19 protein-coding genes, 1 tRNA gene and 1 pseudogene are annotated in these 24,045 nt (G+C 66.3%); 15 read left to right on the plus strand and 6 right to left on the minus strand.

Going from position 1 to position 24,045, the window contains the following annotated elements; all coding sequences use genetic code 11:
• Nucleotides 1–227 precede the first annotated feature (227 nt).
• From HV681_RS28185 to HV681_RS16020, 7 genes and pseudogenes are all read left to right on the plus strand, one after another.
• The gene (locus HV681_RS28185) at nt 228–2,360 is read left to right on the plus strand and encodes a type IV pilus assembly protein FimV (RefSeq protein ID WP_437340388.1); all 2,133 of its coding nucleotides are present in this window, start codon (nt 228–230) and stop codon (nt 2,358–2,360) included.
• A gap of 3 nt (nt 2,361–2,363) precedes the next feature.
• Nucleotides 2,364–3,173 carry a tRNA pseudouridine(38-40) synthase TruA gene (gene truA / locus HV681_RS15995; protein WP_175123996.1) on the plus strand — a complete coding sequence of 270 codons (810 nt, stop codon included), beginning with the start codon at nt 2,364–2,366 and terminating at the stop codon, nt 3,171–3,173.
• Nucleotides 3,174–3,225: 52 nt separating this feature from the next.
• The gene (locus HV681_RS16000; RefSeq protein ID WP_175123997.1) at nt 3,226–4,323 is read left to right on the plus strand and encodes a TRAP transporter substrate-binding protein; all 1,098 of its coding nucleotides are present in this window, start codon (nt 3,226–3,228) and stop codon (nt 4,321–4,323) included.
• Between the two features lie 56 nt (nt 4,324–4,379).
• Nucleotides 4,380–5,045 (plus strand): phosphoribosylanthranilate isomerase, encoded by a 666-nt coding sequence (locus tag HV681_RS16005; RefSeq protein ID WP_175123998.1) that lies wholly within the window; start codon nt 4,380–4,382, stop codon nt 5,043–5,045.
• 144 nt (nt 5,046–5,189) lie between these two features.
• Nucleotides 5,190–5,266, plus strand: a tRNA-Val gene (locus HV681_RS16010).
• 65 nt (nt 5,267–5,331) lie between these two features.
• Nucleotides 5,332–6,255: a tetratricopeptide repeat protein gene (locus tag HV681_RS16015; RefSeq protein ID WP_254594991.1), complete on the plus strand. Its 924-nt coding sequence runs from the start codon at nt 5,332–5,334 to the stop codon at nt 6,253–6,255.
• A 145-nt stretch (nt 6,256–6,400) separates the two neighbouring features.
• Nucleotides 6,401–6,763: pseudogene (locus tag HV681_RS16020) on the plus strand (YbaN family protein); the annotation flags it as partial.
• 160 nt (nt 6,764–6,923) lie between these two features.
• Here HV681_RS16020 and HV681_RS16025 read toward each other — a convergent pair.
• The 4 genes from HV681_RS16025 to HV681_RS16040 form a co-directional block, all read right to left on the minus strand.
• On the minus strand, nt 6,924–8,705 hold the full coding sequence (locus HV681_RS16025; RefSeq protein WP_175123999.1) for an IlvD/Edd family dehydratase: 1,782 nt from the start codon (nt 8,703–8,705) through the stop codon (nt 6,924–6,926).
• Nucleotides 8,706–8,767: 62 nt separating this feature from the next.
• A complete protein-coding gene (locus tag HV681_RS16030; RefSeq protein WP_175124000.1) occupies nt 8,768–9,784 on the minus strand; it encodes a TRAP transporter substrate-binding protein in 1,017 nt (338 codons plus the stop codon).
• 31 nt (nt 9,785–9,815) lie between these two features.
• A complete protein-coding gene (locus HV681_RS16035) occupies nt 9,816–11,096 on the minus strand; it encodes a TRAP transporter large permease (protein ID WP_175124001.1) in 1,281 nt (426 codons plus the stop codon).
• Between the two features lie 43 nt (nt 11,097–11,139).
• Complete coding sequence (locus tag HV681_RS16040; RefSeq protein ID WP_175124002.1) at nt 11,140–11,697, minus strand: TRAP transporter small permease; 558 nt, start codon at nt 11,695–11,697, stop codon at nt 11,140–11,142.
• A gap of 130 nt (nt 11,698–11,827) precedes the next feature.
• On the opposite strand from HV681_RS16040, the gene gntR reads away from it, so the two are divergent.
• Nucleotides 11,828–12,853 (plus strand): HTH-type transcriptional regulator GntR, encoded by a 1,026-nt coding sequence (gene gntR / locus HV681_RS16045; RefSeq protein ID WP_175124003.1) that lies wholly within the window; start codon nt 11,828–11,830, stop codon nt 12,851–12,853.
• Here gntR and HV681_RS16050 read toward each other — a convergent pair.
• Nucleotides 12,850–13,458, minus strand: a complete 609-nt coding sequence (locus tag HV681_RS16050; RefSeq protein WP_175124004.1) for a TetR/AcrR family transcriptional regulator — start codon at nt 13,456–13,458, stop codon at nt 12,850–12,852. The genes gntR and HV681_RS16050 overlap by 4 nt on opposite strands.
• 139 nt (nt 13,459–13,597) lie before the next feature.
• On the opposite strand from HV681_RS16050, the gene HV681_RS16055 reads away from it, so the two are divergent.
• The 7 genes from HV681_RS16055 (at nt 13,598) to HV681_RS16085 (ending at nt 23,136) form a co-directional block, all read left to right on the plus strand.
• A complete protein-coding gene (locus tag HV681_RS16055) occupies nt 13,598–15,385 on the plus strand; it encodes an ABC transporter ATP-binding protein (protein ID WP_175124005.1) in 1,788 nt (595 codons plus the stop codon).
• Nucleotides 15,379–17,133 carry an ABC transporter ATP-binding protein gene (locus HV681_RS16060; protein WP_175124006.1) on the plus strand — a complete coding sequence of 585 codons (1,755 nt, stop codon included), beginning with the start codon at nt 15,379–15,381 and terminating at the stop codon, nt 17,131–17,133. Before HV681_RS16055 ends, HV681_RS16060 begins: the two co-directional genes overlap by 7 nt.
• Nucleotides 17,133–18,074, plus strand: coding sequence for an ABC transporter permease (locus HV681_RS16065; protein ID WP_175124007.1), 942 nt, complete (start codon nt 17,133–17,135; stop codon nt 18,072–18,074). Before HV681_RS16060 ends, HV681_RS16065 begins: the two co-directional genes overlap by 1 nt.
• Nucleotides 18,074–19,021, plus strand: coding sequence for an iron chelate uptake ABC transporter family permease subunit (locus HV681_RS16070; protein ID WP_175124187.1), 948 nt, complete (start codon nt 18,074–18,076; stop codon nt 19,019–19,021). The genes HV681_RS16065 and HV681_RS16070 overlap by 1 nt, the downstream gene beginning before the upstream one ends.
• A complete protein-coding gene (locus tag HV681_RS16075) occupies nt 19,018–19,794 on the plus strand; it encodes an iron ABC transporter ATP-binding protein (RefSeq protein ID WP_175124008.1) in 777 nt (258 codons plus the stop codon). The genes HV681_RS16070 and HV681_RS16075 overlap by 4 nt, the downstream gene beginning before the upstream one ends.
• On the plus strand, nt 19,791–20,819 hold the full coding sequence (locus tag HV681_RS16080; protein ID WP_175124009.1) for a siderophore ABC transporter substrate-binding protein: 1,029 nt from the start codon (nt 19,791–19,793) through the stop codon (nt 20,817–20,819). Before HV681_RS16075 ends, HV681_RS16080 begins: the two co-directional genes overlap by 4 nt.
• A gap of 100 nt (nt 20,820–20,919) precedes the next feature.
• Nucleotides 20,920–23,136, plus strand: coding sequence for a TonB-dependent receptor (locus HV681_RS16085; protein ID WP_175124010.1), 2,217 nt, complete (start codon nt 20,920–20,922; stop codon nt 23,134–23,136).
• Here HV681_RS16085 and HV681_RS16090 read toward each other — a convergent pair.
• Nucleotides 23,108–24,007, minus strand: a complete 900-nt coding sequence (locus HV681_RS16090; RefSeq protein ID WP_175124011.1) for a DMT family transporter — start codon at nt 24,005–24,007, stop codon at nt 23,108–23,110. The two genes, HV681_RS16085 and HV681_RS16090, sit on opposite strands and share 29 nt — an antisense overlap.
• Nucleotides 24,008–24,045: the final 38 nt, after the last annotated feature.

The raw sequence follows: 24,045 nt of genomic DNA on the forward strand, positions 1-24,045 counted from the left end.
AAGCGTTGGGTGCACCAACGTGGCGCAGCCGGGAAGCGCGCGGCGCGCGGCCCGGTTCGCAAAACCTCCCGGGTGTGCCCGTCGGCCAACGTGCGTGCCCCGTTCAGGTTTGTGAAATGCGCTTGATCCATTACACTTTTCGGGTGAATTGAGGCCCATTTTTGCGCGGCAAATGGCGCGAATGGGCCAAGGCCCGTAATTCGATTACAAGAACGGAATTCCAGCTTATGACCCAGCGTTCGCGCCACGTGAAGCATGCCCGCCGTTTGAAAGCCCTTCAGTGGGCCATTGCGCTGGCGATCGGCTCAAGCGTCTGCGGGTCGGCGCTGGCCATGCGCGTCGGGCATTCTCGCGTCGTTTCCGTGCCGGGCGCGCCGCTGCAGGCGACCGTGGGTCTGCAGGAATTGACGCCCGAAGAAATCAGCTCACTCAAGGTTTCCATTGCCGACGAAGCTGCCTGGCAGCGCGCGGGCGTCAAGCCGCCGGTGCCGCTTGCCAGCATGGTGGTTCGCGTCGAAGACGGAATCGACCCGACGCGCAAGAATCTGCGGGTGCGGTCCACACAGGCGCCGGCTAGCGGAGCCGTGGATCTTCTGCTCGACATCAATTCCAGCTCGGGACAACGGCAGGTGCAGGTCAGCATCCTGGTGCCGCTGCGCGGCACCAGCGCAGATGTCACGCCCGCCGCCGTGGGCGCCCCTGGCCGCACGGGCGGCACGTCGGGCACGGTCACGGTCAAGTCGGGCGATTATCTGTTTGCCATCGCCCAGCGCAATGCGGTGCCGAACGCGTCGGTCTACCAGATGCTGGTCGCGCTGTGGCGCGCCAATCCGCAGGCCTTCATTCAGAACAACATGAATCTGGTGCGTTCCGGCCAGACGCTCAAGATCCCGGACGCCGCCACGGTGCGCGCCATCGATCCCGCCGAAGCCCGCCGCATCTTCAACGAGCATGCCGAGGCGTACGCGAAGTACCGCGGGCGGGTGGGCGCAGCGGCAGGTGCGAATCCGTCGGTGGTCAAGGGCCAGGACGCCGCCTCCGGCACGGTCGCCCCACCCGCCGATTCGGGCGTCGCCACGGCTGCACCGACGCAAGATCGCGTGCGCCTGTCGACCGGCCAGGCCCAGGACAGCGCCGCCGCGCAGGCCGAGGCGCAGGCAGACGCCAAGACGTCCGCCGACCGCGCGCTCGCGGACACGCAAGGGCGCGTGAATCAGCTTCAAGCCAATGTCGACGAACTGACGAAGGCTGTTGCGCAGCAATCGGCTGCGGCCGGGGCGGCTGGTGCAGGTGCGGCTGGCGCTTCGGGCGGCGCCGGTGCGGCCGGTGCGCCGGGCTCGGCAGGCACTCCGGGTGCTGCAGGTACTCCGGGTGCTGCAGGTACTCCCGGCGCAGCAGGTACTCCGGGCGCAGCAGGTGCTCCGGGCGCAGCAGGTGCTCCGGGCGCAGCAGGTGCTCCGGGCGCAGCAGGTGCTCCGGGCGCAGCAGGAACTCCGGGCGCAGCAGGAACTCCGGGCGCAGCAGGTGTTCCGGGCGCAGCAGGTGCTCCGGGCGCAGCAGGAACTCCGGGCGCAGCAGGAACTCCGGGTGCAGCAGGTACTCCGGGTGCAGCAGGCACGCCGGGCGCAGCAGGAACTCCGGGCGCAGCAAGTACTCCGGGTGCAGCAGGCACTCCGGGCGCAGCAGGTACTCCGAGCGCAGCAGGTACTCCGAGCGCAGCAGGTACTCCGAGCGCAGCAGGTACTCCGGGCGCAGCAGGCACGCCGGGCGCAGCAGGCACGCCGGGCGCAGCAAGTACTCCGGGTGCAGCAGGCACTTCGGGTGCAGCAGGCACTTCGGGTGCAGCAGGCACTTCGGGTGCAGCAGGCACTCCGGGCGCAGCAGGTACTCCGAGCGCAGCAGGTACTCCGGGCGCAGCAAGTACTCCGGGCGCAGCAGGTACTCCGGGCGCAGCAGGTACTCCGGGCGCAGCAGGTACTCCGGGCGCAGCAGGCATCCCAGGTGCAGCAGGCACCCCGAACGCGGCAAGCACCCCCGGCGCCACGACCTCCTCACCCTCCGACGCCGACAAACCCGTCGGCACGCTTCCGGACAAAACTGTGCAAACTGGCATGCCCGGCTGGCTGGCCGACAATCTTCTCGTAATCGTTACCGCGGTGCTGGCGCTGGTTGCCTTCGCTATTGCCTGGCTACTGCGCCGGGCCGCCGCGCGGCGTGACGACGATGACGAGGACAGCTATACCTACAACGAGCCCGCGCTGGATACGGCAGCGCTGAACCGCAAGCTCGACACCATCAATCTCGACCTGGACGTACCGCCCACGGACGAACCGCGCCGTATCGGCGGTCCTCGGGTTTGAAGCATGTCTAGAGTTGCATTGGGGCTGGCGTATGACGGCTCCGCCTGGCAGGGTTGGCAGACACAGCCGCACCGGCAGACGGTGCAGGATTCGCTGGAATCCGCCCTGGCCAGTTTCTGTGGCGTCGCCGATCCGGTGCCCACGATCTGCGCCGGGCGCACCGATACCGGCGTGCATGGCGCGATGCAGGTGGTCCATCTGGACACCACGCTGAACCGCAAGACCGAATCCTGGGTGCGTGGCGTCAATGCGTTTTTGCCGCCCAGTATCTCCGTGCAATGGGCAGAAGAAGTCTCCGACGAGTTCCACGCGCGTTTTTCGGCGCGCGCCCGCACTTACGTCTATCTGCTCTGGCGCGGCCGGGTGCGTCCGGCGCTGTGGGCAGGACGCGCGGGTTGGTGCTTTCAGCCGCTGGATGTGGACGCCATGCGCGCGGCCGCCAAGGCGCTGGTCGGCGAGCATGATTTTTCCAGCTTCCGTTCCTCGCAATGCCAGGCCAAGCATCCGGTGCGGCACATGCACAGCCTCGAGATCGAAGAGCGAGGACCGTTCCTCGTCTTCACGCTGAAGGCAAATGCCTTTCTGCATCACATGGTGCGCAACATCATGGGTGCGCTGCTGCAGGTCGGGCAGGGCAGGGAATCGGTGGACTGGATGACGCAGCTTCTGGCGTGGCGCGACCGCAAACGCGGCGCGCCCACCTTTGCGCCGGATGGCCTGTACCTTGCCAGCATCGATTACCCGGAAGCCTTCGGGCTGCGCGAACTCGATGGCGGGGCGTCGCTGCTGTCGCCCTTTACTCAATCCTATTAGGGAAGCCGCCGCGCAGCCGGCGGGATCCCGCGCCTTTCTGGAGGCATGCGCCATGCAACGCCGCGCGTTTCTGAAGCAGACCGCCCTGGGCGCCGCCGCCGGCAGCGCCGTGCTGGCCGTTCCCGCCATTGCGCAGGAAGCGCCCAACCTCACCTGGCGGCTGGCTTCGGATTTTTCGGCCGATGCGGTGACGCTGTTTGCGGGGGCCGCCGACGTCGCGCGTTATGTGGCCGAGGTCACGGACGGGCGCTTCAACATCGAGGTCTTTCCGGCCGGCCAGTTGTTCCAGCCCGGCCAGGCACTGGAAGCCGTGCAGCACCGCATCGTCGAATGCGGCCATGCGTCATCGGCCCGGTACTTTGCCACCGATCCCGCGCTTTGCTTTGATGGAGGCGTCCCATTTGGTTTGAACACGCGCCAGATGAACGCATGGGTGCGGAAAGGCGAGGGTCTGACGCTGACGCGCGAGGCCTTCGCCAAGTTCGGCATCCTGAACTTTCCCTGCGGCTATACCGGCGCGCAGATGGGCGGGTGGTTCCGCGGCGAGATCAAGACCGTTGATGACCTGCGCGGCCTGAAGGTAGCGGCCGATGGCTTTGCCGCCCACATCCTGTCGCGACTGGGGGCGACGCCGGTCGACATACCCGCGAGCGATGTGCATGCCGCGTTGGCGCAAGGCGTGGTGGACGGGGCGGCGACAATCGGCCCGTTCGACGATGAGCGGTTTGCGTTGTTCGAAGTCGCGCGCAATTATTACTTTCCGGGCTGGTGGGCCGGCACGCAGCAGTTGTCGCTGTACGTCAATCAAGACGCGTATGGCGAGCTGCCCAAGGCCTATCAGACCGCGCTGTCCCTGGCCTGCGCCGCCGCATGCAACGACATGATTGCCGCGTTCGATGCCAACAATCCCGATGCACTGCGCCGGCTGGTGTCGCAGGGTGCGCAATTGAAGGCGTATCCGCGGCCAGTGCTGCAAGCTGCGCACGAAGCCACGGTGGCGTCCTGCAATGAATTAAGCGCGAAAGACGCGACGTTCAAGAAGCTCTACGACAGCATGCTGGCTTTCCGCGGCAAGCAGGTCCCGTGGTTCCGCATGGCCGAGGGCAGCTTCGACAACATGGTGGCGACGCTGGGCGCGCCCGGGGCGTAGGGGCCGGATATACTGGCCTATCCAGTCGCCGCGGGGCGGCACATCCAGAAAATGCCATGCGTACACGCATAAAGATCTGCGGGCTGACCCGCGAAGAAGACATTGAAGCCGCCGTTTCGGCAGGCGCCGACGCGATCGGTTTCGTCTTCTATCCCAAGAGCAAGCGCTGTCTCACGCCTGTTCGCGCCGCGCAGTTGCGCCGCGGGGTGCCGGCGTTTGTCGACGTCGTCGCGCTCTTCGTGAATGCGCAAGAGGAAGAGGTGCGCACGGTGCTGGGCGATGTCGGGCCCGACCTGCTGCAATTCCACGGCGACGAAACGCCGCTGGAATGCGCGCGCTACGGGCATCGCCACCTGCGGGCCTTCCGTGCCGGCGCGCCCGGCCTGGAGACGGCGGAAAACCTGGCAGCCACTTGCCGCGCATACGGCCAGGCCGCGGGATGGTTGTTCGACAGCTACAGCGCCGGTTATGGCGGCAGCGGACACGGTTTCGACTACGCGTTGCTGGATGATGTGCGGGCCGATCCCATGTCCCGTCCGTTGATTCTGTCCGGCGGCTTGAATGCAGAAAACGTCGGCGCGGCCATCGAATCCGTGCGGCCTTGGGCGATTGATGTGAGTAGTGGCGTTGAAGTCGAGCAAGGAATAAAAAGTTCTGATAGAATCTCGTTCTTCGTTGCTGCGGCACATGACGCAGACACGAAATTGAAGGAAAAGAAGTAGTGCTTTAGAGCGTGTTGCGAAAGGGCAGTTTGGCAAGGCCGCAAGGTAAATGCCGCAAAACCCGAAACGCAATAAAAACTGCAAAAAATCTTCCAAGACGATTTGCACAGTTTAAAAAAGCACTATATAATTCTTCTTCTTTGCAGGCGGTTAGCTCAGCTGGTTAGAGCGCCACGTTGACATCGTGGAGGTCGTTGGTTCGATTCCAATACCGCCTACCAAATTCCTGCAAAGGTGTGTTCGATAGAGCTAGTCGGACACAGACCTGAAAAGCCGCGACAGTCTTATGACTTCGCGGCTTTTTGCTTTTCCGCGTGCGACGGTGCTTCTAGCAAATCAAGCGCGCGGCGCGATCCTCGCATCGGTTCGCACCATCGCTGCATGGGTTCGCACCATCGCCGCGTCAGTATCGCAACGCTGTTGCCTTGGTATCGCAATAGCGTCGCATCAATACCCACGCAGGTATATTCCTTCTTTCCCAATTCAAAGCCCGCCCATGCACTGCACGTTGAAGGCGTTCGTTCTGGCTCAGTTGCTGTGGCTGCCCGGCTGCGCAATCAAGGCGCCGTCGCCGGCGCAAACGGCTAGCGACGAGGCGCCGATGTATGCCGGCGCAGATCGCCGCGCGGCCGCCGCGTTGCGCGCGGGCGATGAACAACAGGTTGCACAGGCCGCGAAAGCGTTTGCGTCGCCATCGGCGGCGGCGCAGGCGCGGGTCGAAGAGGGCTATCGTCTTTTTCGCGAAGACCAGCCCGGCCAAGCCATGCGGCGCTTCAATCAGGCCTGGCTGCTCAATCCCGACAACGCCGAGGTATACGCGGGTTTCGCGGTCATTCTGGAAAGCCAGCGCAAAGTCTGCCAGGCGATGAGCATGATGGACCGCGCGATCAGTTTGAATCCGCCCGCGTTTCGCGGCATTTATGCGGACGCGGGCCGGATCGCGGCGCGTTGTGCGGCAGAAGACAAGACGCTGCCGCCCGAGGCGCGCATCGCGGCCACGACGCGTTCGGACGAGTGGTACCGCAAGGGCGAGGCCGTCGAGCCGGACAAGGGTTATCTGTATGCGTCATGGGCCACTGCCTACTACTGGCGCGGCCAGTATGGCGAGGCGTGGGCCATGGTTCACCGGTCGCGTGACGCCGGCGGCAGCCCTGATGCGGAATTCGTCAGGATGCTGCGCGCCCGCATGCCGGAGCCCGCCGCATCCTGAGCCGGTCGATGCGGGGGGCGTCGAAGATAATGCGGGCAGGGCAGACGTTGCGGGCACGGCAGACGATCCGGGCGGAGCAGGCAATGGACGCGGCACGAAGCAGCCGGTTCCCCTCCCGCCCATTTGCGATATCCTGCACACCATCATGATGAGAGCACTTTGGTTATGCCTGGGCTGCCTGATGCTGGCGCTGGGCGTCATCGGCGCCTTTCTGCCGGTGATGCCGACGACGATCTTCCTGATCCTGGCCGTGGGCTGCTTTTCGCGCTCGTCGCCCCGGCTCGAGAAATGGCTGCTGGACAGTCCGACATACGGTCCATCGCTGCGCGCCTGGCGTGAACAGGGCGCGGTATCGCGCAAGGGCAAGACGTACGCCAGCCTGGGCATGGCAGCGGGCTATGTGCTGTTCTACTGGAGCGCGAATCCCTCGCCGTTGCTGGCCATCAGCGTGGGCATCTTCTTTCTGGCCAGCGCGGCTTACGTGCTCAGCCGGCCCGGCCCGCGTGCCGAGGGCCAGGCCACTGACCCAGCAGCCGAATCGGCCACCGAACCGACCACCGAATCGGCCACCGAATCGATCACCGAACGGCCCTCCGACGCAACGACAGAATCCGCCTCGGACCCGGCCGACACGCCTGCTCGCAAATAGCCCGCACGGCCCGCATACCTCAATGCGAATGCCGCGGATCCCCGCGCGTCTCCACCACCTTCAAATACAGCGTCGCCGCTTCCAGGCACCCGCCCGTGGACAGTTGTCCCACGGTCTGCCGGTAGAGCTCCTGCCAGGGCGTCTGCGACGGCGGCGCTTCGTACGCCGGTTCCTGGCGGCGCCGTTCCAGTTCTGATTCATCCACCTGCAAAATGACCGACCGTTGGTTCAGGTCCACACGGATCCGGTCGCCGGTGCGCAGAAGCGCCAACCCGCCGCCCACCGCAGCTTCGGGCGACATGTTCAGGATGGACGGGCTGGCCGACGTGCCGCTCTGGCGGCCGTCGCCCATGCAGGGCAGCGAGTCGATGCCGCGCTTGATCAGATGCGACGGCGGCGCCATGTTCACGACTTCCGCGCTGCCGGGGTATCCCACGGTGCCCGCGCCGCGGATCACCAGAATGCAATGTTCGTCGATGTTCAGGGCCGGGTCTTCGATGCGGGCGTGATAGTCCTCCGGGCCTTCGAAGACGATGGCGCGCGCGTCGAAGGCGTTTTCCGAGCCGGGCTCCGACAAATACGCGCGGCGAAATGCCTCTCCCACGACCGACATCTTGATGATGGCGCTGTCAAAGAAGTTGCCGGACAGCACGATGAAGCCGGCGCGGTGCTTGAGCGGCGTGTCGCAGCTTCGGATGACGTCGGTGTTATGGGTCTTGGACGCTGCGGCAATGTCGCCGATGGTCTTGCCGGACACGGTCCCGCAGTCAGGATGCAGACGGCCCGCGGCCAGCAGCTCGTGCAGCACGGCCGGGACGCCGCCCGCGCGGTGAAAGCCTTCGCCCAGGTGCTCGCCGGCCGGCACGCAGTTGACCAGCAGCGGCACGTCTTCGCCCAGCCGCTGCCAATCGTCCAGGCTCAGGTCGACGCCCATGTGGCGCGCAATCGCGATCAGATGCGGCGGGCAGTTGCTGGACGCGCCCAGTGCCGAAGCAACGACGATGGCGTTTTCGAACGCCTGCCGCGTCATGATGTGCGAAGGCCGCAGGTCCTCGCGCACCATGTCGCAGATGCGCATGCCGGTGGCATAGGCCATCTGGCCGCGTTCGCGATACGGCGCGGGAATGCTGGCACAGGTGGGCAGCGACATGCCCAGCGCTTCGGCCAGCGAGTTCATGGATAGGGCGGTGCCCATGGTGTTGCAGTGGCCGATCGACGGCGACGATGCCGTGGCCAGCGTCATGAAGCCTTCGTAGTCCAGCTTGCCTGCGGCCATCAGGTTGCGCGCGTGCCAGATGACGGTGCCCGACCCCACGCGCTGCCCCTCATGCCAGCCATCCAGCATGGGTCCGCCGGACAGCACGATGGCCGGGATGTCCACGGTGGCCGCGGCCATCAGGCACGCGGGCGTGGTCTTGTCGCATCCGGTGGTCAGCACCACGCCGTCCAGCGGATAGCCGTGCAGGATCTCCACCAAACCCAGATACGCCAGATTGCGATCCAGCGCCGCGGTGGGCCGGCGGCCCTGTTCGGCCAGCGGATGCACCGGGAATTCCATGGGGATGCCGCCGGCGTCCCGGATGCCCGCCTTGATGCGTTCGGCCAGCGCCAGATGATGGCGATTGCAGGGCGCCAGGTCGCTGCCCGTCTGCGCGATGCCGATGATCGGCCGCCCCGACTGCAGTTCCTGGCGCGTCAGGCCGTAGTTGAGATAGCGCTCGACGTAGATCGCCGTCATGTCGGCGTGCGAAGGATCGTCGAACCATTTCTGGCTGCGCAGTCGGCGGGGTGTCTGGGACATGGCTGTCTCGCTTCGGTTGCTTACTGGCCCGGACCAAAAGCGGATCCGGGCCACCATTGGCGCTAGTTGCGCGCCTTCTGGATTTCGTCGTTCAGCTGCTTGACCAGTTCCGGGCCGAGCTCTTGCGTGTACTTGTCGACCACGGGCTGCACCTTCTGGCGCATGCGGGCCACTTCTTCCGGCGTGACGGTGTTGATCTTCATGCCGTTCTTTTCAAGCGTGCCCATGGCCTTGGTGGAATCGGCGCGGCTGTCCTGCCTTTCGAAGTCGCGCGACGACGCGGCGGCCTGGCGGATCAGCTTCTGCTCGTCGGGCGACAGCGTGTCCCACCACTTCTTGGACGCCAGCACCACCCACGGCGTGTAGACGTGGCGCGTGATGGTCAGGTAGGGCTGCACCTCGTAGAACTTGCTGCTCTGGATCGTGGTGATGGGATTTTCCTGGCCGTCCACCGTGCGCGTTTCCAGCGCGGTGAACAGTTCCGAGAACGGCATCGGCACCGCGTTGGCGCCCAGCGTGTTGAACACACCCAGCGCGATCTGGTTCTGCATGACGCGCAGCTTGATGCCCTGCAGGTCCTCGGCGCGTGTGATCGGCCGCTTGGAATTGGTCATGTTGCGAAAGCCGTTTTCCCAATAGACCAGGCCGACCAGACCTTTGGCTTCCAGTTTTTTCAGCAGATCCTGCCCGAGCGGGCCGTCCAGCACCGCGTCGGCCTCTTTTTCGCTGTTGAACAGGAAAGGCAGGTCGAACACGCCGAATTCCTTGACCATACCCGCCAGCGGCGCGGTGGATCCCACCATCATTTCCTGCGCGCCGCCCACCAGCGCGCTCTGCATCTGCTCGTCCGAGCCCAGGTTGGCCGAGCCGAAGGTCCGCATCTTGAGCTTGCCGCCGCTGACCTTTTCCAGTTCCTGCGCCAGATGGCGGGCCGCGCGGCCCTGCACGCTTTCCTCGTTCAGCCCGTAGCCGAAGCGGATGAGGCGCGGCTTGACGTCCGCGGCCGCGGCCACCCCGGCGACGGTGCAGGACAGCACCGTCGCCAGGACAAGAATGCGGGTCTTGAATTGCTTGATCATGGTGTTTCTCCTCGGGGGTTTTCAAGTGCCGCTAGTGCATCCAGCGTGCGGGTACGGTGATCAGTTCGGGGAAGATCACCAGCAGGACCAGCAGCAGTGTGTAGGCCACGACGTAGCGCCACACCCCTCTGCAGATGGTTTCCATATTGATGCGGGCCACGCCGCAAACCACGTTGAGCACCGTGCCCACCGGGGGCGTCAGCAGGCCGACGCTGCCGACCATGACGAACATGACGCCGAAGTAGACGGGGTCGATCCCTGCCTTGATGACGACGGGCATGAGTACGGGGCCGAGGATCAGGATGGTCGGCGTCAGATCCATCACCGTGCCGACCAGCGTCAGCAGGATCAGCAGCGCGAACATCAGCATCTTTGGCTGATCCATGACCGGCTCAAGCAATGCGATCAGGTCCTGCGGCAGGTCCGCCAGCGTGATCATGTAGGACGAGACCATGGCGGCCGCCACCAGAAACATGACCACGGCGGTCGTGCGCGCCGCGTTGATGAAGAGCGGTCCCAGGTCGCGCCATCCGATTTCGCGGTAGACGAAGAGGCTGACCAGCAACGCATACACGGCGGCGACGACGGCCGCTTCCGTGGGGGTGAAGATGCCGCCCCGCAGGCCGCCGATGATGATGACCGGCAGAAAGAGCGCCCACAGCGAGCCGCGCAGCGCCTTAAGGCGATTGCTCCAGGGCTCACGCGGCGCGGGCTTGATGCTGCCGTGCTTGCGCGCCACCCAGGTCCACACCGCCACCAGCGTCAGCCCCATCATGAGGCCCGGTGCGATGCCAGCGAAGAACAGCTTGGTGATCGACACGTTGGTGGCGACCCCGAAGATGATGAACGAGATCGACGGCGGGATGATGGGCGCGATGATGCCGCCGGCCGCGATCAGGCCCGACGCCTGGCCGGCCTCATAGCCCTTTTCGCGCAGCATCGGGATGAGCAGTGATCCCAGCGCCGCGGCGTCAGCCACGGCCGAGCCCGACAGGGACGCCAGCAGCACGCTGGCGAAAATGGCCACATATCCCAGGCCGCCCTGGATGTGGCCCACGAACGTGTTGGCCAGATGCACGATGCGCCGCGAGATGCCGCCGGCGTTCATCAGTTCGCCGGCCAGCATGAAAAGCGGCACCGCCATCAGCGTGAAGCTGTTGGCGCCGGACAGCATGTTCTGGGCGAGGAGCTGGGTGTCGTAGAAGTCCAGCTGGAACATCATGACGATCGCGCTGATGATGAGCGCGAAGGCGATCGGCATGCCCAGGGCGATCAGCCCCAGCAGCACGACTAGGAAGACGGTCAGGATCATTGCGGATATCCGGGCAGGTGATTGGGGGCGGTGAGGGGCGGGTTCACACCGCCGGGTCTTCCGGACTGGACTCCGCCGGCATCGGGCCGCCCGCAATCACGCGGACCAGGTCGATGAGGGTCAGGATGCCCATCGCCACGGCGGCATACAGGCCGGCTGCGTTAAAGACGGCCAGCGGCATGCCGGTGACCGGCAGCACGGTGTCCATGCCGATCACCGTCTGGACCCAGCCGCCTTCGGCCATCAGCCACAGCACCCACAGGATCATCAGTTGGCAGGCAATGTGCGACACGCGGCGCGCGCCCGGGCCGAAGCGTTCCACCATCATGGTGACGCCGATGTGCTGGTGTTCGCGCAGCGCGATCACCGCGCCCAGGAAGATCATCCAGACAAAGGCCAGGCGCGAGACCTCATCGGACACGTTGATGCCGGAGTTGAAGAGATAGCGCAGCGCCACGTTGCCGAACAGCAGCACGACCATCACGATCAGACAGGCCACCATCAGCCAGGTCTGCAGCACAAAACACCAGTCCGCGGCGCGGGCCAGCGGTGACCGGCCGGGACGCGACGGCCCCGGCCGCCCCAGTGGGGAAGCTTGCATGGTTGTCTCCTCTCCGTTTTTCCGGAGTTTTCTAATCATTTGATGCGGGTCATGTTAGCGCTAACATTTTTGCTTTGGCAAGCCTCTTTTTTTCCGTCAGACTACGCGCTTGCATTCACCGCGAGGGTCCATGTCCATCCGCAAACCCCGAAGCTCGCGCGCCGGCCGCGTCACCATGCAGGACGTCGCGCGGCGCGTCGGCGTCAGCGCCATCACGGTCTCGCGGGCGCTGCGCACGCCGGACAAGGTGGGGGAAGACCTGCGCCAGCACATCGCGCGGGTGTGCCAGGAACTTGGCTACGTGCCCAACCACGCCGCCAGCGCGCTTGCATCGGCGCGATCGCAGACCATCGTGGTGCTGATTCCGTCGCTGAGCAACGTGGTCTTCGTGGACATCATCACGGGCATCAAGGACGTGCTGGACCAGCACGGCTACCACATGCTGATCGGCGTGACGGGCTATTCGCCGGACGAAGAGGAGGCGCTGCTGCGCAAGTACCTGCAGCACTCGCCCGACGGGTTGGTGCTGACCGGCATCGATCACAATCCGGGCGTCTGGGAACTGCTGCGCGCGCAGGCGATTCCCACGGTGCACACGATCGAAACGCTGGAAGGCAACGACGACATGAGCGTCGGGTTCTCGCAATTCGACTCGGGCTACGCCGCCGGCCGCCATCTGGTGGAGCGCGGCTACCGCCGCATCGGCATCATCGGCGCGCAGTTGGATCCGCGGTCGCTGCGCCGTTGCGAGGGGTGCCGGCAGGCGCTACGCGATGCAGGCTTGTATGACGCGGCGCTGGAAATCATGACGCCGGAGAAATCGTCGATCAGCCTGGGGGCCGCGCTGATGCAGGACCTGCATACGCGCCACCCGGATTGCGACGCCGTGTTCTTCTGCAACGACGACCTGGCGCAGGGCGCGGTGTTCCAATGCGGCCGCGACGGGTTGCAGGTGCCGGCGCAAATGGCGATCGTCGGGTTTCATGACCTGGCGGGCACGGCCTGGACCACGCCGCCGCTGTCCACCATCGCCACGCCGCGCTATCAGATCGGGCTATCCGCCGCGCGATTGCTCATGCAGCATCTGGCGGGCGAACCCGTGCCCGAGCGGCACGTGGATCTGGGTTTCGAACTGGTCCAGCGCGAAACCAGCTAAGCGCCCTCCAGCATCGCCATCAAACCGATGATCAGCGCCTGCATGCCCTGATCCAGTTCCACTTCCATCTCGGATTCTTCCGCCGTGCGCGCGGCGTCGACGACCGGCTCCAGCCCGGCAACCGAATACACCGTGTCCGCCACCGCAAGGCCGTGAAACGCCACGGTCGCCAGCAGGATGCGCGATTGTTCCTTTGAGATGCCATAGGCGTCGGCGATGTGGCGCTGATGCCCGTCGATCTTCGCCAGCATGGACGGCGTCGCGGCCAGCCGCCGGATGACGTAGGGCGTCACGCCCGGATGCGCCTTGACGAACTCGCGCACGGATGTCGCGAACACCGTCAGGTAGTCCTTGAGATCTCCGCGATCGTGGCTACAGGCCTGCGGAATCTGCCACCGCTTGAAGATCTCCTCGGCGACCAGGCGCTTGAGCTCTTCCAGGCTGGGCACGTGCTTGTACAGCGCCATGTGGCTGACGCCCAGCGCTGCTGCGACGCCGACGAACGTGATGTTGGGCAGGCCCACGGCGATGCCGGCATCGGCGATCCGCTCGCGGGTGATGGTGGGAGGGCGTCCCCGTGCGGGGCGGCGCTCTGGCGGCTGCATGTCTGATCCCTGTTGTTGGCGTCGGCGATCCCGCACTTTAACCCGTCCCGCAATTATTTAGTTTATTGCTATGCAACTATTTCAAGATTTAGTTTATAGTGATGCAAATAATTATCAACTTCGTCCTGGTACTTCGTTCATGAGCACTTCCGGAGCCGCGCCGGCCCACGCTAAACACCCCGGCCCGCTCAGCCTGGTGTTGACCCCGATTCGCGGGCAACTCATTGCCGCAGCCGCGCTTGCCGCAGTTGGCACCATGCTCACGCTGGCGCCGCTCGCCGCCATCGCACACATTGCTCGCCTCATCCTGGAAGGTCCCGAACCAACGGCTCCCGAGCTTTGGTGGACTGTCGCCGCTGCCGTCGCGAGCCTGTTCACGGGCATGGCGCTGGTGTCGGCTGCCGAACTGACCGCCCACCTGGCCGACAACCGGATCACGCATCATCTGCGCCTGGCCGGCGCGAGGCGGTTGGCGCAAGTGCCTTTGGGCTGGTTCACGGACCGGGCCTCCGGCGAGGTCAAACAGGCATTGCAGGACGACATGGCGACGCTGCACAGCCTCACCGCGCATTTCTTCACGGCTGTGGGACGCGCCGGCGGCGCCATCGCGGCGTCGGCGGTCTACCTGTTTGCGCAGGACTGGCGCCTTGCCATCGCGGCGTTGCTGCCGTTTCCGGGCTTCTTCCTCTTTCTGCGGCGGGCCATGAAGGCGGGCGGCGCGAACATGCCGGTGTTCATGGAACGCCTTGGCCGCCTCAACGGCGCGACCGTCGAATTCGTCAATGGCATACCCGTGGTCAAGGCGTTTGGCGATGCCGGCAAGGCGCATCGCGGCTACCGGGACGCGGTGGACGGCTTTGCCGCGGCTTTTGCCGACTTCACCCGGCCATTGGTCGCCGCGATGGCGCGGGCCCACGCGCTGATCGCGCCGGTCACGGTTCTGGGCGTGGTGCTGGGCGCGGGCGCGCTGTTCGTGGCGCTGGAGTGGATGGCGCCGGTGGACGTGCTGCCTTTCGCATTGGTGGCGCCGGGCATCTGCGCGCCGATGCTGTTGCTGCACACGCTGTTGCACGATCTGGGCAGCGCCACGGGCGCGGCGCAACGGGTGCTGGCGCTGATGAATACGCCCGTGCTGAAGGCGCCGGCGGCCGGCCACGGCCAGATTCCTAAAGGGCATGAAGTGCGGTTCGAGGATGTCAGCTACCGCTACGGCGATGGTCACGAGGCCGTGTCCGGCATCACGTTCACGCTGGCGCCCGGCACGGTGACCGCCATTGTCGGCCCGTCCGGCGCCGGCAAATCCACGCTCGCCCGCCTGCTGGTGCGCTTCTTCGACCCGGCGCAAGGGCGCATCACACTCGGCGGCGCGGACCTGCGCCAGATCGAGAGCGCGCAGCTCTACCGGCGCATCGGCTTCGTGCTGCAGGAGGTGCGGCTCATCCACGCCAGCGTGCGTGACAACATCGCGCTGGGCCGGCCGGGCGCCACCCAGCAGGAAATCGAAGCCGCCGCGCGCGCCGCCAACATCCACGAACGCATCCTGGCCCTGCCGCGCGGCTACGACGCCGTGATCGGCGAAGACGCGCAGCTCTCGGGCGGGGAACGCCAACGCGTGAGCATCGCGCGCGCCGTCCTGCTGGATCCGCCCGTGCTGGTGCTGGACGAGGCCACGGCCGCAGCCGATGCCGGCAACGAAGCGGCCGTCCAGGAGGCGCTGTCGCGCTTTGCGCGGGGTCGCACGCTGCTGGTGATCGCGCACCGGCTGGACACGGTGGTGCATGCCGATCACATCCTGGTCCTGGAAGACGGGGCCATCACCGAACAGGGGCGGCACGACGCGCTGCTGGCGCATGGCGGCTGCTATGCGCGGCTGTGGGCGCAGGGCGGTCATGCGATGGCGACGGCGCAAGAGGAGCCGGCATGCTGACGACCTTTGTGCGCCTGCTTGGCAACGACGTTGCCTTCCTGCGCCGCTACGGGTGGCTGGCGGCCGCCTACGGGCTGGCCTGCGGGCTGACCATGGCGGCCACGGCGCCGCTGCTTACGCATCTGCTGGCCGGCGACACGCGGCAGGCCGCTGCGTGGCTGGCTGCGGTGCTCGCCGGGGTGGTGTGCTGCGGGGCGCTACGCCTGCCGGTCGAACGGGCCGGCGTGCGTGTGGGCGTCGCCATCCTGCAGGCTGGCCGCCATCGGCTGGGCGACCATGTGGCGCGCCTGCCTGTCGGCTGGTTAACGCCGCAGAACACCGCGCGTCTCAGCCATGTCGTCACGCAGGGCATGATGACCGTGGCCCAGTTGCCCGCGCACGTCTTCACGCCGCTCGTCGCAGGTGTGGCGGCGCCCCTCGTGCTGGTGGCGGCGCTGTTTGCGCAGCATTGGCTGCTGGGGCTGATCGCACTGGCGGCGCTGCCGCTGCTGGCGGGCGTGCTGGCGCTGACCGCGCGGTTGGCGGGGCGCGCCGACGCCGAGTTTCATCGGCGCTTTGCCGAAACCAGCCAGCGCGTGGTGGAGTTTGCGCAGGCGCAGTCGGTGCTGCGCGCCTTCAGCGCGGAAGGCGGCGGCATGCGGCACATCGAGCAATCCCTCGACGCGCAGCGCCGATCGGGCACGCGCCTGATCTGGCGGTCGGCGGCCGCGGCCGTCCTCAACGTCTGGGCGGTCCAGGCCGTCTTTGCCGCCCTGCTGATCGCGGCGGCTCTGTGGCTCAACGGACTGCTCGCCGCCGGCGCCGCTAACGGGCAATTGGTGGCCGCCGTTGTCGCGATGCTGCTGGCGGTGCGCTACATCGACGGCCTGCTCGAGGTTGCCGGCTACGGCGAGGTGCTGCGCGGCGCGCGCGCCCAGCTTGATGAGATCGACGCGCTTTTTGCGGCGGCGCCCTTGCCGGAGCCCGCCGCACCGCAGACGCCGCGCGACGCGTCCATCGAATTGCGCGACGTGCGCTTTCGCTACGCGCAGGACACGCCCGACGTGCTGCACGGCCTGAACCTGCGCATCGAGCCGGGCAGCATGGTCGCGCTGGTCGGCGCATCGGGGTCCGGCAAGACCACGCTGGTGCGGCTGATCGCGCGATTCTTCGACGTGACGCAAGGCAGCGTGCACATCGGCGGCGTTGACGTGCGGCAGATCGCCAGCACGCAACTGGCCGGCCACATCAGCCAGATATTCCAGGACACCTATCTTTTTACCGGCACCATTGCCGACAACATCCGTGCCGGCCGGCCGGGCAGTGATGATGCCGATGTCCTGCACGCCGCGCGCGAAGCGGGCGTAGACGAGATCGCCGCGCGCCTGCCGCAAGGCATGGACACGCCGGTGGGCGAGGGCGGCGCGCGGCTGTCGGGCGGCGAGCGCCAGCGCATCGCCATCGCGCGCGCGCTGATCAGCAACGCGCCCATTCTGCTGGTGGACGAGGCCACCGCGGCGCTGGACGCGGGCAATCAGGCCGTCATCGCCAGCACGCTGGCGCGCCTGCGCGGCAAGCGGACGCTGGTGGTCATTGCGCATCAGTTGTCGACGGTGGCGATGGCTGATGAGATCGCGGTGGTGGAGGACGGCCGGATCGTCGAAGCGGGCGCGCCGGCGGCGCTGCACGCGAGCGGCGGACGGTACGCGCAATTCCTGACGCAGCGCGAGGCCGCCAAGGGTTGGCGCATCGCCGGAGACCGCGTCTGATGCGTGCCGGGCTGTTGGTGCTGTTCGTCGTGCTGTGCGGCGCGTCCCTCCTGGTCGGGGCGCGGCAGTTGGCCTGGACGCAGCTCTTCACGCTGTCGGGCGACGCGTGGCTGACGCTGACCGCCAGCCGCCTGCCGCGGCTGGCCGCGCTGGTGCTGACGGGCGTCGGCCTGTCGGTGTGCGGTGTGATCCTGCAGCACATCGTGCGCAACAAGTTCGTCGAACCCGCCACCTGCGGCGGGCTGGACGCCGCCAAGCTGGGCATCCTGGTTGCGCTGACGGTGGCGCCGTCGATGGGGCCGGGCGGGCGGATGGCGTTTGCGCTGGCATTCTGCTTTGCAGCCAGCCTGGCCTTCGTCATGATCGTGCGCCGCATCCGGTTCAAGAACACGGTGCTGGTGCCCGTGATGGGGCTGATGTTCGGCGGTGTGCTGAGCGCGCTGGCCGAATTCCATGCCTATCGCAACAACATCCTGCAAAGCATGCAGGGCTGGCTGCTGGGCGACTTCTCCAAGATCGTGCAGGGCAATTACGAGATCATCTATCTCATCCTGCCGATCGTCGTGCTGACGTACCTGTATGCGCACCGCTTCACGGTGGCCGGCATGGGCGAGGACATGGCCGCAAGCCTGGGGCTGAATTATCCGGCCACCGTCGCGCTGGGCCTGATGCTGGTGGCGGTCACGGTGTCGGCCACGGTCATCACGGTGGGCGCGATTCCGTTCGTGGGTTTGGTGGTGCCCAATCTGGTCGCGCTCCACTATGGCGACAACCTGGGCCGCACGCTGCCCGTCGTCGCCTTGGGCGGCGCGTCGCTGCTGCTGGTCTGCGACATCCTGGGGCGCGTGCTGATCTATCCGTTCGAAGTGCCCATTGGCCTGACGGCGGGGGGCGTGGGCGGCGTCCTGTTCCTGGCGCTGATTCTCTGGAAGCACCGATGATGCGCGCAGCTTCCCGGAACGCGGTCTGGATGGCGGTCATCGCGTTGGCCGTGGTGTTCCTGTTTTTCCGGTCGGGCCTGGACTTCGACTACGTCATCCCCAAACGCCTCGCGCGGCTGGCGGCCATGGTGATCGGCGGCGTCTGCATCGCGTGGTCGTCGATCGTGTTCCAGACACTGACCGGCAACCGGATCCTCACGCCCGCCATCATGGGCTACGAGGCGGTGTACCTGCTGCTGCAGTCCGTGTTGATCCTGGCGCTGGGCACGCAAAGCCTGGTGCTGCTGGGGCCGAACGGCAACTTCCTGGTCTCGGTCCTGGTGATGCTGGCGTATTCGTGGATCCTGCATCGCTGGCTGTTCCACCGCGGCAGGCAGAACGTGTACTTCCTGCTGTTGGTGGGACTGGTGCTGACCATGGTGATCGGCACCTTCACGCAGTTCGTGCAACTGAAGACCAGTCCGGGCGAGTTCTCGATCCTGCTGGGCTTTACCCAGGCCTCGTTCGGCAAGGCCGAGCCGGCGCAGTTGCTGGCATCCGCCGCCGTTGTTGCCGCGGTATGCCTGGCCGGACGCAGGCAATTGCCGACGCTGGACGTCCTGTCGCTGGGGCGTGACCAGGCCATGTCGCTGGGTGTTGACCATCCGCGGGCCGTGCAACTGCATCTGGCCTTGATCGCGGTGCTGGTTGCCGTTTCCACCAGCCTGCTGGGACCCACGGCGTTCATGGGCATCTTCGTGGCCAACACCGCGTATGCCCTGGCACGCACACGCCGGCATCGCGTCACATTGCCCACCGGCTGCGCCATCGCCGCCGGCATGTTCATCCTGGCCCAGCTCGCGGTCGAATACATCTTCAACTACAAGACCACCGTCGGGATCCTGGTCAACCTGGTGTGCGGCGGCTGGTTTCTCGCGCTGATGGCGCGCACGCGGGGCGCCGCATGATCACGACCAGAAATCTTTGCAAAATCCATGGCGCGAAAGCGGTCCTGCGCGACGTGAGCCTGCAGTTCCCCCAAGGCAAGCTGACATCGCTCATCGGCCCGAACGGCGCGGGCAAGACCACGCTCCTGATGATGATGGCGCGGTTGATGGAACCGACGCAGGGCGACGTCTTCATCGGCGACCGCAACGTGGCGGACATGCGCCGCGCCGATTACGCGCGGCGCGTCGCAACCTTGCGCCAGTCTCCCGACTTCAACCTGCGGCTCACGGTGGATGACTTGGTGGCATTCGGGCGCTTTCCCTACAGCCGCGGCGCCTTGACGCCGCAGGACATGCAGGCGATCGACGAGGCCATCTCGTTTCTATCGCTGGAGCCGCTGCGCCGCGCCTACCTGGACGAGCTGAGCGGCGGCCAGCGGCAGATGGCGTTCATGGCCATGACCATCGCGCAGCAGACCGATTGCCTGCTGCTGGACGAGCCGCTGAACAACCTGGACATCCGGCACGCAGTCCAGATCATGCGTGCGCTGCGCCGCCTGAGCGACGACCACGGCCGCACCGTGATCCTGGTCGTGCACGACATCAACTTCGCGGCCAGCTATTCGGACCATGTCGTCGCGCTGAAGGGCGGGGTGGTGCATTGCGCGGGCGCGGTGCATGAGGTCATGACCGAAGACCGGCTGCGCGACCTGTATGGACTGGATTTCGAGATCACGCAGGGCGATCGCGGTCGTCTGTGCAACTACTTCAATCCCCCTGGAGAACTGAAATGATCCTGTCGCACTGGCCGAGGGCGATGCTGCTAGCCGCGGCATTGGCCGCAACAGCGGCGCTGCACGGCTGCGGGCAAGCCACGGACACGCCCAAGGCCGCGGCGGCATCGGCCGCCGCGGCAACGGCCGCCGCGGCACCCGCGGATGCGCCGTCGCAGAATGCTTATGTTCCGATCACCGTCAAACACAAGCTGGGCGAGACCGTGATCGACCGGCTGCCGCAGCGCGTGGTGGCCCTAGACATGAACGAAGTCGATTTTCTGGACGAGCTGGGCGTCCCCGTCGTGGGCATGCCCAAGGACTTCGTGCCGCACTTCCTGGTCCGCTACCGCGACGCGCCCGACGTGCAGGACATGGGCGCCATCGTCCAGCCGAATCTGGAGCGCGTGCACGCGGCAAAGCCGGATCTCATCCTGATCACCTCGCTGCAGGCGAACCACTACAAGGAGCTGAGCCAGATCGCGCCCACCGTCCACTTCGACGTGGACTACCGCGACAGTCAGGCCGACCACATCGAGATCGTCAAGGACCATCTGCTGACGCTGGGGCGCATTTTCGGCAAGGAGGACCTTGCCCGCAGGAAGGCGGCTGATCTGGACGCCAAGGTTGAAGCGGCCCGCGCGCTCATCCGCGACCGTCCGGAAACGGCCCTCGTCGTGCTGCACAACAACGGCGCCTTCAGTTCATTCGGCGTGCATTCCCGCTACGGCTTCATCTTCAAGGCGCTGGGCGTGAAACCGGCCAGTCCCTTGGCCGATGGCGGCCTGCATGGCCAGCCGATCTCCAGCGAATTCATCCAGCAGGCGAACCCGGGCATCGTCTACGTGGTCGACCGCACGGCCGTGATGGAACGCCGGCCGGCCCTGAACGCCGAGACGCTGGGCAACCCGCTGCTGCGTCAGACGGCCGCGTGGCAAGACGGCCGCGTGGTCTTTGCCGACGCCGAAGCCTGGTATGTCACTGCCGCCAGCGTGAAGTCGCTGCATCTCATGATCGACGAAGTCATGAGGCCTTACCGGAACTGATTCCTCAAGACGCCCCGCGCGTCATTGCCGATCCAAACGTAAATGATTCCCAGTCGCCCGGATTGCCGGGCGATCCCAGCTCAACTGAACGGAGCATTCCATGAGCAAACGTCGCCATAGCGGCCGCGTCGCACGTCCTTCGCCGCTAGCCGGGCAGGCAAAGCCCGCCTTTTCCTTGAACCCTTTCGTCGCCGCCGTGTTCGGCCTTACGCTGGGCGCCGCGGTTGCGACGCCGGCGTGGGCGCAGCAGGAGGCGGGTGTGAAGACCCTGCCCACGGTGACCGTCACGGGCCAGGCCGATGCGCAGGAAGCGCCGTCAACGCCCTACGCCGGTGGCCAGGTCACGTACGGCGGCCGTGTAGGCTTCCTGGGCGACAAGGACTTCATGGACACGCCGTTCTCCGTCATCAACTACACGGAAAAGTACATCGAGGACCTGCAGGCCAAGGACATCACCGATGTCATCGCCCGCACGGACCCGTCGGTGTTCAGCAACGGCGTGTCGGGCGCGTGGAGCGAAAACTACTCGATCCGCGGCTTCTCGTCCGCCACCACCGACATGACGTTCAACGGGCTGGCCGGCATGGCGCCTTACTACCGGACGTCGCCCGAGATGTTCGAGCGGATCGAGGTCTTGAAGGGCCCGTCCGCCTTGCTGAACGGCATGCCTCCCGGCGGTTCGGTCGGCGGCACGGTCAACCTGGTGTCCAAGCGCGCCGGCGCCGAGCCGCTGACGCGCCTGACGGCCACCTACATGTCGGACGCGCAGTTCGGCGGGCACCTGGACATGGGTCGGCGCTTCGGCGAGAAACAGCAGTTCGGCATCCGGTTCAACGGCATGTACCGCAACGGCAACGGTCCCGTCGACGACCAGAAAAAGCGCGCGCAACTGGCGTCGCTGGGCCTGGACTGGCGCGGCGAGCGGGTCCGCATCTCCGCCGATCTGTACGACACCGATGAGCGCATCGACGGCGTGACGCGCGGCATCAACCTTGCGCCCGGCATCGGCGTGCCCAAGCCGCCCAAACCCGAAACCCTGTTGAACCCGGATTGGGCCTACGTGAAGAACCAGGATCGCGGCGCCATGATCCGCGGCGAATTCGACGTCACCGACAAGCTGATGGCGTACGCGGCCATCGGCACCAGCCGTTCCGAATACACCTACAGCGGCGCCATGTCGGCGCAGGTGTTCAACGATGCCGGCGACTTCCGCACGTCGATGGGGCAACTAAACATGGAGGTGGACAAGACCTCCGGCGACGCGGGCCTGCGCGGCAAACTGCAGACCGGCGCGATCAAGCATCAGTGGGTGCTGAACGCCACGTACTACTCCGATGATCAACACGATTACGGCCGCCGCTCGGTGCCCGGCGCGGACTGGGTCACCAACATCTACAACCCCGTCTGGGGTCCGGCGCCCGCCGGCGTTTTTCCCCCCATCATGCACAGCAAGACGCGCATGATCAGCTATGGCTTGGCCGACACCTTGTCCTTTGCGGAGGACCGCGTGCAACTGACGCTGGGCGCGCGCCGCCAGGAGGTCCGCACCGACAGCTTCAGCGTCGCCACCGGCGCGCGCACCAGCCGCTATGACGCCCACGCCACGACGCCCGCCGCCGCGCTGCTCGTCAAGGCGACGGACAACATTTCCGTGTACGCGAACTACATCGAGGGCCTCTCCAAGGGTCAGTCCGCGCCCGCCACCGCGGCCAACGCAGGCGAGCTCTTTGCGCCCTTCAAGACCAAGCAGAAGGAGATCGGCCTGAAGGTCGACCTGGGCGACTTCACCCATACGCTGGCGCTGTTTGAAATCGAGCGCCCCAGCAGCTACACCGATCCGGTCACAAACATGTTCTCGTTCGGCGGCGAGCAGCGCAACCAGGGCGTGGAATGGGGCTTCTTCGGCGAACCGCTGCGTGGCGTGCGCCTGATCGGCGGCGTCGCCTACATCGATCCCAAGGTGACAAAAGCGGCCGTCGCGGCCAACGAGGGCAAGCAGGCCACCGGCATCCCGAGGCTACAGGGCAAACTTGGCGTGGAATGGGACGTGCCGGCGGTGCAGGGGCTGACGTTGACGGCCAACGCGACCTCGGTGTCCAAGCAGTACATCAGCGCGGACAACTCGCTGTCGGTGGGCGGGCGCACCACGTACGACATCGGCGCGCGCTACGCCACGAAGGTGGCGGACCGCCAGGTGGTGCTGCGCGCCGCCATCAATAATCTGACGAACAAGGCCTATTGGGGCATGCCGCAGCTCTCCAGCCTGGCACTGGGCGCGCCGCGCACGTTCATGCTGTCGGCGTCGATGGACTTCTAAGGGGGCCCAGCGCCAGAAACACCCCGGCCGCCATGATGAGCCCCATGCCCGCCAGCGCCAGCGCGTCTGGCGGGCGCTGGAACCAGAACGTGCTGAAGCCCAGCGCCAGCAGCAACTGGAAGTAGTTCAGCGGCGCGAGCGTCGCGGCCGGGACGCGCTGGAAGGCGGCGATCAGCAGGATCTGCGCCAGTCCGCTGCATGCGCCCAACGCAAGAATGATGGCGGTGTCCGCCGGTCCCGGCCAGGGATCGGGCAGGAAGAAGGGCGCCGGCAGCGCCGTCACGATGAGGCAGATGAACGCGGTGTACGCATACTGCACCGGCCCCGGCACCTTGTTCGACAGCTTTCGCGTCAGCACCTGGAAGATCGCGTAACTGACGGCGGACACCGCCATCAGCAACGTGCCCAGCAGAGGCAGGTCGCCGCCGGGCCGCACGATCAGCAGCATGCCGCCAAACCCCGCAGCCACGGCGCCCCATTGCGCCGCGCGGACGCGTTCGCCCAGCATCCAGGGCGACAGCGCCACCATGATGAGCGGGGCCGTGAAGTAGATGGCGGTGGCTTCGGACAGCGGCATCCAGATCAGCGCGGTCATGAAGCAAGTGGCCACCGTGGCCAGCATGACGCCGCGCAGCACCAGCAGCGGCTTTTCCGGCGCGTCGCGCAGGCGCAGGCCGCGCCCATGGCGCCACAGCATGCCCATCGCCAGCGTCACCACCGCCAGGTAGCGCATCACGTTCAGGAAGGGCGCGGGGTAGCGTTCCAGCAACTGCTTGGTGCCCGCGTCGAAGGTGGCAAACGCCACCAGCGCCGCAAAGAACAGCAGGATGCCGGTCTGGCGCGCGGGCGTTGATCCGGTCAGGGCGCTCATCCGGCGCACGTGCTCATGCACGCCTTTGCGCACCCCCG

Origin of the sequence: Achromobacter animicus, assembly GCF_902859585.1 — a bacterium.
Lineage (GTDB): Bacteria > Pseudomonadota > Gammaproteobacteria > Burkholderiales > Burkholderiaceae_B > Achromobacter > Achromobacter animicus.